Origin of the sequence: Streptomyces sp. NPDC004658 (assembly GCF_040609555.1) — a bacterium.
Lineage (GTDB): Bacteria > Actinomycetota > Actinomycetes > Streptomycetales > Streptomycetaceae > Streptomyces.
Window position 1 is genome coordinate 1 of the sequence record NZ_JBEXKG010000240.1, and the last position, 8,287, is coordinate 8,287.

An 8,287-nucleotide genomic window follows, 5' to 3' on the forward strand; every position below is an offset into this window, starting at 1 on the left:
CGCCGGCGCCGTCACCCGGCGGCCCGGCAGCCGCGGCTCGTGCCGGGCCCGCTCCCGCGCGGCGGCCAGCATCCGCCGTCCGCGGGCCATCTGGTTCAGCGCGGAGGCGAGGGTGCCGCCGGAGAAGGCCGCGTCGGCGGTCACATAGCCGTCCACGGTCAGCGGCACGCCCTCGGGGAGCTGCCGGACCGTGAAGTACACGCCCAGGTCGTGCGGCACCGAGTCGAAACCGCAGGCGTGCAGCAGACGCGCGCCCGTCTCCCGCGCGCGTGCGTCGTGCCGGACGTACGTCAGGTCCACGAACTCGGGCTCGCCGGTGAGGTCCAGGTAGTCGGCGCCGGTGTCGGCGCAGGCGGCCACGAGTTCCTCGCCGTGCAGGACGTACGGCCCCACCGTCGTGGCGACCACGCGCGCGTGCTCGGCGAGGGCGCGCAGGGTGGCCGGTTCGGTCACGTCGGCCCGCAGCACACCGACGTCCGTGCCGCCGGGCAGGTCCTCGCGCAGCCGCTCCAGCCGCCCCTCGTCGCGCCCGGCGACCGCCCAGCGCAGGTCCCGCGGCGCGTGCGCGGCGAGATAGTGGGCCGTGAGCGCACCGACGAAGCCCGTGGCCCCGAAGAGCACGAGGTCGTACGGCCGGTCCGCCCTGCTCATCCTGCTCATGACACCCCTTGGTCCGTGCGGCCGTCGCGCAGCCCGCGCCGCTGTCGGTGGCCGAGGCTAGCGTGAGGAGTGCGGAGCCCGACGACCAGCCCGGAGGCAGCGGTGGCCGTAGCCAGGAATGCCGTGAAGAAGCGGGAGAAACCGCCCCCGGCGCGGGCGGGGGAGGTGCGGACGGGTGCCCGGTGACGGCCGGGGAGGCCCGCCCGTCCGGCGGACCCGGCCGAGCACCGGTCACTCTCCCGGGTGATCATCGGACCGGCGGGCACTTGGCTAAGCGCTTGCTCGTTGAGGTCTTGTGTCCGGTGGAACGCGTTCTTAGCATCACCGGTGTTACATCGTTTGTGTCACACACGCCTGGGGGCTGGACGGATGACAACGGCAGGGACGCCGACGCCGGGTGACGGCCCGCTCTCCGGCGTGCGCGTGGTCGAGCTGGCCGGCATCGGCCCGGGCCCGTTCGCCGCCATGCTGCTGGCCGACCTGGGCGCCGACGTGGTCCGGGTGGACCGCCCGGGCGGACCGGGCCTCGCGATCGACCCCGCCTACGACGTCACCAACCGCAACAAGCGCTCGATCGTGGTCGACCTGAAGGCACCGGACGGCCCCGCGCGCGTCCTGGACCTCGCCGAGCGGGCCGACATCCTCATCGAGGGATACCGGCCCGGTGTCGCCGAACGGCTCGGCATCGGCCCCGGGGACTGCCACGCCCGCAACCCGCGGCTGGTCTACGGCCGCATGACCGGCTGGGGCCAGGACGGCCCGCTCGCCCGGCGCGCCGGCCACGACATCGCCTACATCGCCCTCACCGGCACCCTCGGCATGATCGGCCGCCCGGACGAACCCCCGGCCGTGCCCGCCAACCTCCTCGGGGACTACGCGGGCGGCTCCCTCTACCTGGTCGTCGGCGTCCTCGCCGCCCTGCACCACGCCCGCGCGACCGGCACCGGCCAGGTGGTCGACGCGGCCATCGTGGACGGCGCGGCCCACCTGTCCGCGATGATCCACGGCATGCTCGCCGCGGGCGGCTGGCAGGACCGCCGCGCCGCCAACCTCCTGGACGGCGGCTGCCCCTACTACGGCACCTACGAGACCGCCGACGGCCGGTACATGGCGGTGGGCGCCCTGGAGGGCAAGTTCTACGCGGAGTTCCTGCACCTGCTCGGCCTGGACGACCTGGCGCCCGCCCGCACGGACTGGACCCGCTGGGGTGAGCTGCGCGAACGGATCGCCGCCGCCTTCAAGTCCCGCACCCGCGCCGAGTGGACGGCTGTCTTCGCGGACTCCGACGCCTGTGTGGCGCCCGTGCTGAGCCTGCGCGAGGCCCCGGCCCACCCCCACCTGGCCGCGCGCGGCACCTTCACCGACCACGGCGGCATCACCCAGCCCGCCCCCGCCCCCCGCTTCTCCGCGACCCCCACCGCCGTCCGCACCGGCCCCGCCCGGCCCGGCGCGGACACGGCCGCGGTCGCCCGGGACTGGGGCATACCGGCACCCCCGACCGGCCACCTCGACGACCCTGACGACCTCGACGACCGCGACGGCCTCGTCACCGACGGCGGCTGACCCCGCCACCCGCTCGCCCCACCCTCCCGAAAGGCACACCCGTGAGCACCGAAGCGTACGTGTACGACGCGATCCGCACCCCGCGCGGCCGCGGCAAGGCGAACGGCGCCCTGCACGGCACGAAGCCCATCGACCTGGTCGTCGGCCTCGTCCACGAGATCCGCGCCCGCTTCCCCGGCCTCGACCCGGCCGCGATCGACGACATCGTGCTCGGCGTCGTCGGCCCCGTCGGCGACCAGGGCTCCGACATCGCCCGGATCGCCGCCCTCGCCGCCGGACTGCCCGACACGGTCGCGGGCGTGCAGGAGAACCGCTTCTGTGCCTCCGGTCTGGAGGCCGTCAACCTGGCCGCGGCGAAGGTCCGCGCGGGCTGGGAGGACCTCGTCCTCGCGGGCGGTGTCGAGTCCATGTCCCGGGTCCCGATGGCCTCGGACGGCGGCGCCTGGTTCAACGACCCGATGACCAACCTCGCCGTCAACTTCGTGCCGCAGGGCATCGGCGCCGACCTCATCGCCACCATCGAGGGCTTCTCCCGCCGGGACGTCGACGAGTACGCCGCCCTGTCCCAGGAGCGCGCCGCGACCGCCTGGAAGGAGGGCCGCTTCGAGAAGTCCGTGGTCCCCGTCAGGGACCGCAACGGCCTGGTCGTCCTCGACCACGACGAGCACATGCGCCCCGGCACCACCGCCGACTCCCTCGCCAAGCTGAAGCCGTCCTTCGCGGACATCGGCGACCTCGGCGGCTTCGACGCCGTGGCCCTGCAGAAGTACCACTGGGTGGAGAAGATCGACCACGTCCACCACGCCGGCAACTCCTCCGGCATCGTGGACGGCGCCTCGCTCGTCGCCATCGGCTCCCGGGAGGTCGGCGAGCGCTACGGCCTCACCCCGCGCGCCCGGATCGTCGCCGCGGCCGTCTCCGGCTCCGAGCCGACCATCATGCTCACCGGCCCCGCCCCCGCCACCCGCAAGGCCCTGGCGAAGGCGGGCCTCACCATCGACGACATCGACCTGGTCGAGATCAACGAGGCCTTCGCCGCGGTCGTGCTGCGTTTCGTGAAGGACATGGGCCTGACCCTGGACAAGGTGAACGTCAACGGCGGAGCCATCGCCCTCGGCCACCCGCTCGGCGCCACCGGCGCCATGATCCTCGGCTCGCTCATCGACGAACTGGAGCGCCAGGACAAGCGCTACGGCCTCGCCACCCTCTGCGTCGGCGGCGGCATGGGCATCGCCACCATCGTCGAGCGCGTCTGACCTCCCCGCGGAACCAAGCGCCCCGAAGACTTCTACGGAGACGACTGTCATGACCGAGAGCACCACCATCCGCTGGGAGCAGGACGACACCGGTGTCGTCACCCTCGTCCTGGACGACCCGGACCAGTCCGCGAACACCATGAACCAGGCGTTCCGCGACTCCCTCGCCGTGATCACCGACCGCCTGGAGGCGGAGCGGGAGAACATCCGCGGCATCATCCTCACCTCCGCGAAGAAGACCTTCTTCGCGGGCGGCGACCTGCGCGACCTCATCCGGGTCACGCCCGAAACGGCACAGGAGCTGTTCGACGGCGGCCTCGCCATCAAGCGGAACCTGCGCCGCATCGAGACCCTCGGCAAACCGGTCGTCGCCGCCATCAACGGCGCGGCCCTCGGCGGCGGGTACGAACTGGCCCTCGCCTGCCACCACCGGGTCGCCCTCGACACCCCCGGCACCAGGATCGGCTGTCCCGAGGTCACCCTCGGCCTGCTCCCCGGCGGCGGCGGAGTCGTGCGTACCGTGCGGCTGCTGGGCATCACGGACGCCCTGCTGAAGGTGCTCCTCCAGGGACAGCAGTACAACGCGCGGCGCGCCCAGGAGAACGGCCTCGTCGACGAGGTCGCCGCCACCCCCGAGGAACTGCTCGCCAAGGCCCGGGCCTTCATCGACGCGAACCCCGAGTCCCAGCAGCCCTGGGACAAGCCGGGCTACAGGATCCCCGGCGGCACCCCGGCCAACCCGAAGTTCGCCGCCAACCTGCCCGCCTTCCCGGCCAACCTGCGCAAGCAGACCGGCGGCGCCCCCTACCCGGCGCCGCGCAACATCCTCGCCGCCGCCGTCGAGGGCTCCCAGGTCGACTTCGAGACCGCCCAGGTCATCGAGGCCCGCTACTTCGTGGAACTGGCCGCCGGGCAGACCTCGAAGAACATGATCCAGGCGTTCTTCTTCGACCTCCAGGCGGTCAACTCCGGCGCCAACCGCCCGAAGGGCGTCGAGCCCCGCCAGGTCCGCAAGGTGGCCGTCCTCGGCGCCGGCATGATGGGCGCCGGCATCGCCTACGCGTGCGCCCGCGCGGGCATCGACGTCGTCCTCAAGGACGTCTCCCTGGAAGCCGCCGTCAAGGGCAAGGGCTACTCCGAGAAGCTGTGCGCCAAGGCCGTCGCCAAGGGTCGTACGAGCCAGGAGAAGGCGGACGCGCTGCTCGCCCGGATCACCCCCACCGCCGAGGTGGCCGACCTCGCGGGCTGCGACGCGGTCATCGAGGCCGTGTTCGAGGACACCGCCCTCAAGCACAAGGTGTTCCAGGAGATCGAGGCCGTCGTCGCCCCCGACGCGCTGCTGTGCTCCAACACCTCCACGCTGCCCATCACCACCCTCGCCGAGGGCGTGCAGCGCCAGTCCGACTTCATCGGACTGCACTTCTTCTCCCCGGTCGACAAGATGCCCCTGGTCGAGATCATCAAGGGCGAGCGCACCGGCGAGGAGGCCCTCGCCCGCGCCTTCGACCTGGTCCGGCAGATCAACAAGACGCCGATCGTCGTCAACGACTCCCGCGGCTTCTTCACCTCCCGGGTGATCGGCCACTTCATCAACGAGGGCGTCGCCATGGTCGGCGAGGGTGTCGAGCCCGCCTCCGTGGAGCAGGCCGCCGCCCAGGCCGGCTACCCGGCCAAGGTGCTGTCCCTCATGGACGAGCTGACGCTCACCCTCCCGCGCAAGATCCGGGGCGAGACGAAGCGGGCCGTGGAGGAGGCCGGCGGCACCTGGACGGCGCACCCGGCGGAGGCGGTCATCGACCGCATGGTCGACGAGTTCGGCCGCACCGGCCGCAGCGGCGGCGCCGGCTTCTACGACTACACCGAGGACGGCAGGCGGGCCGGGCTCTGGCCGGGCCTGCGCGAGCACTTCACCCGTCCCGGGTACGAGATCCCGTTCCGGGACATGCAGGAGCGCATGCTCTTCGCCGAGGCGCTCGACACCGTGCGCCTCCTGGAAGAGGGCGTGCTGACCTCCGTCGCCGACGCCAACATCGGCTCGATCCTCGGCATCGGCTTCCCCGGCTGGACCGGCGGTGTGCTCCAGTACATCAACGGCTACGAAGGGGGCCTGCCCGGATTCGTGGCCCGGGCGCGGGAGCTGGCCGAGCGGTACGGCGAGCGGTTCGCCCCGCCCGCGCTGCTCGTGACCAAGGCCGGGAACGGGGAGACGTTCACCGACGCCCGCTGACGCGCCTCAGCCGGACGGCGTGCCCCGGGACTGCGCTCCCGGGGCCGCCGCGCCCCCCGGCGGGGTCTCCGGGGCCGCCGCGCCGTCCAGCCACTGGCGCAGCTCCTCCTTCAGCGACCGCTGGAAGGTCGTGAGCAGCGCCTGCACGACGAGCGGGTGCATGTGGGCCGACAGCGACTTCACGTCCCGCGTGGCGCGTTCGGCGACGGCCTCCCGCAGCAGGTCCGACAGCTCGTGGGCCGCCGCGCGGGCGTGGTCGGTCAGGACGGTCCGGGCGGCCAGGATGGTCTCCTGCGCCAGCGGCACGTCGAGGAGCTGCACCGCGAGCCGCAACAGGCCGCAGTCCACGCGGAAGGACTCCCCGTCCTTCGTCACCACGTTCATCGCGGCCAGCCGGTCCACGTCCTCCTCGGTCAGCCGGCGCCCCGCCCGCCGCTCCAGCTCCGCGCGGGAGACGGTCTCCACGGTGTCCGGCGCCCAGGAGGCGACCACCGCCCGGTGGATCGCCAGGTCGTGCGGGCCGAGGTCGGCCGGCAGCTGCCGCAGGTGCCGCTCGATCGCCGCCAGGGTCATGCCCTGCCGCTGCATCTCCTCGATCAGCTGGAGCCGGGCCAGGTGCTCCCGGCCGTAGTGGCCCACCCGGCGGGGACCGATCACCGGCGGCGGCAGCAGGCCCTTGGTGCCGTAGAAGCGGACCGTGCGCACCGTGACGCCCGCCCGCGCGGCCAGCTCGTCGATCGTCAGGGTGGGCTCGCCGGTGTCGGTCGTCATGTGCAGCAGTATCGCTGTCTCACCAATGGTGTGAAACCCGGGGCGAGCCCGTGACGACCCTGTGAGAAGAACCGCTGTGTGAGGTGGGCCATCGCGTACCGGGCGGTCTGTCTGGGAAGCTGCTGCCTTGGTCTGTGCCCCGACACAAGGGTGGTGCGGGCCAAGACCTGCACGAACCCCGGGCCCACGAGGTCCGGGCGCACCAGGAAGTGGAACCACCCGTGAGCAAGGAAGCCGTGGAATCGGCACAGGCCACCGCCCATCCCCAGGTGGCCCGGACGCCCGCGGACGCGGGCGACGCCGGTTACAGCAAGGACCTCAAGGCCCGCCACGTCAACATGATCGCCATCGGCGGAGCCATCGGCACCGGCCTCTTCCTCGGCGCCGGCGGACGCCTGCACAACGCGGGCCCGGCGCTGGCCCTGGCCTATCTGGTCTGCGGTGTCTTCGCGTTCTTCGTCGTCCGGGCCCTGGGCGAGCTGGTCCTGTACCGGCCGTCCTCCGGCTCCTTCGTGTCGTACGCGCGCGAGTTCCTCGGCGAGAAGGGCGCCTATGTCGCCGGCTGGATGTACTTCCTGAACTGGTCGACGACCGGCATCGCCGACATCACCGCGATCGCGCTCTACACGCACTACTGGAGCATGTTCACGTCCATCCCGCAGTGGGTGCTGGCGCTGGTCGCGCTCGCGGTCGTCCTCGCCGTGAACCTGATCTCGGTGAAGATCTTCGGCGAGATGGAGTTCTGGTTCGCGATCATCAAGGTCGCCACGCTCGTGGGCTTCATGCTGATCGGCATCTTCCTGCTCGCGACCCGGCACGACGTCGGCGGCAGCACGCCGGGCCTCGGTGTCATCACCGACAACGGCGGCGTCTTCCCGCACGGCCTGATGCCGGTCGTCCTGGTCATGCAGGGCGTGATCTTCGCGTACGCCGCCCTGGAACTGGTCGGCGTGGCCGCCGGCGAGACCGCCGAGCCGGAGAAGGTCGTCCCGCGCGCGGTCAACTCGATCATGTGGCGCGTGGGTCTGTTCTACGTCGGCTCGGTCGTGCTCCTCGCCCTGCTGCTGCCGGGCTCGGTGTACTCCGCCGACCAGAGCCCGTTCGTGACCGTGCTGTCCAAGATCGGTGTCCCGGCGGCCGGTGACGTGATGAACCTGGTCGTGCTGACCGCCGCCATGTCCTCGCTCAACTCCGGCCTGTACTCCACCGGCCGCATCCTGCGCTCGATGGCCACGGCCGGCTCGGCGCCGAAGTTCACCGCCCGCATGAACCGCAGCCAGGTGCCCTACGGCGGCATCCTGCTGACCTGCGCGGTGTGCGTGCTCGGCGTGGGACTGAACTACCTGGTCCCCAGCCAGGCCTTCGAGATCGTGCTCAACGTCGCCTCGCTCGGCATCATCAGCACCTGGGTGATCATCATGATCTGCCACCTGGTCTTCGTCCGCCGCGCCCGCGCGGGCCTGGTGGCCCGGCCGCACTTCCAGCTGAAGTTCAGCCCGGTCACGGAGATCGCCACGGTGGTGTTCCTGCTGGTCTGCCTCGGCATGATGTGGAACGACGCCGAGGTGGGCCGCAAGACGCTGCTCCTCATCCCGGTGATCGCGGTCATGCTGGTCGTCGGCTGGTTCGGCGTCCGCCGCCGGGTGGCGGGCGCCACCGACCGGGAACTGACCGAGCTGTCGAAGTAGCGGCTCGCGCCACTGTCGGCGGCATCGCGTACGGTGGCGGGGGGGGGGGCCGGCGGCGGGGCGGGCGCGGGTGCGCGCGGGGGGGGTGGGGGGCTGCGGCGGCGGGGGGCCCAATAGGGTGT

The 8,287-nt window shown here is 72.4% G+C and carries 6 protein-coding genes; 4 read left to right on the forward strand and 2 right to left on the reverse strand.

Translation table 11 applies throughout. The features are described 5' to 3' along the window. The coding region (locus ABZV94_RS38420) for a saccharopine dehydrogenase NADP-binding domain-containing protein (protein WP_356349170.1) at window positions 1-660 on the reverse strand (660 nt) is incomplete at its 3' end. A 369-nt stretch (window positions 661-1,029) separates the two neighbouring features. Between ABZV94_RS38420 and ABZV94_RS38425 the strand changes: the two genes are divergently transcribed. From ABZV94_RS38425 to ABZV94_RS38435, 3 genes are read left to right on the forward strand one after another with little or no spacing between them, the layout of a single operon-like run. Then, window positions 1,030-2,223: a CaiB/BaiF CoA-transferase family protein gene (locus ABZV94_RS38425; RefSeq protein ID WP_356349172.1), complete on the forward strand. Its 1,194-nt coding sequence runs from the start codon at window positions 1,030-1,032 to the stop codon at window positions 2,221-2,223. 41 nt (window positions 2,224-2,264) lie between these two features. Next, window positions 2,265-3,479, forward strand: a complete 1,215-nt coding sequence (locus tag ABZV94_RS38430; protein ID WP_356349174.1) for an acetyl-CoA C-acetyltransferase — start codon at window positions 2,265-2,267, stop codon at window positions 3,477-3,479. A 49-nt stretch (window positions 3,480-3,528) separates the two neighbouring features. Further along, window positions 3,529-5,706, forward strand: coding sequence for a 3-hydroxyacyl-CoA dehydrogenase NAD-binding domain-containing protein (locus ABZV94_RS38435; RefSeq protein ID WP_356349176.1), 2,178 nt, complete (start codon window positions 3,529-3,531; stop codon window positions 5,704-5,706). Between the two features lie 6 nt (window positions 5,707-5,712). Here the strand turns inward: ABZV94_RS38435 and ABZV94_RS38440 are convergent, their stop codons facing one another. Next, entirely contained in the window at window positions 5,713-6,477 is a 765-nt protein-coding gene (locus ABZV94_RS38440) for a MerR family transcriptional regulator (protein ID WP_356349178.1), read from the reverse strand. 221 nt (window positions 6,478-6,698) lie between these two features. Between ABZV94_RS38440 and ABZV94_RS38445 the strand changes: the two genes are divergently transcribed. Next, a complete protein-coding gene (locus tag ABZV94_RS38445) occupies window positions 6,699-8,165 on the forward strand; it encodes an amino acid permease (RefSeq protein WP_356349180.1) in 1,467 nt (488 codons plus the stop codon). Window positions 8,166-8,287: the final 122 nt, after the last annotated feature.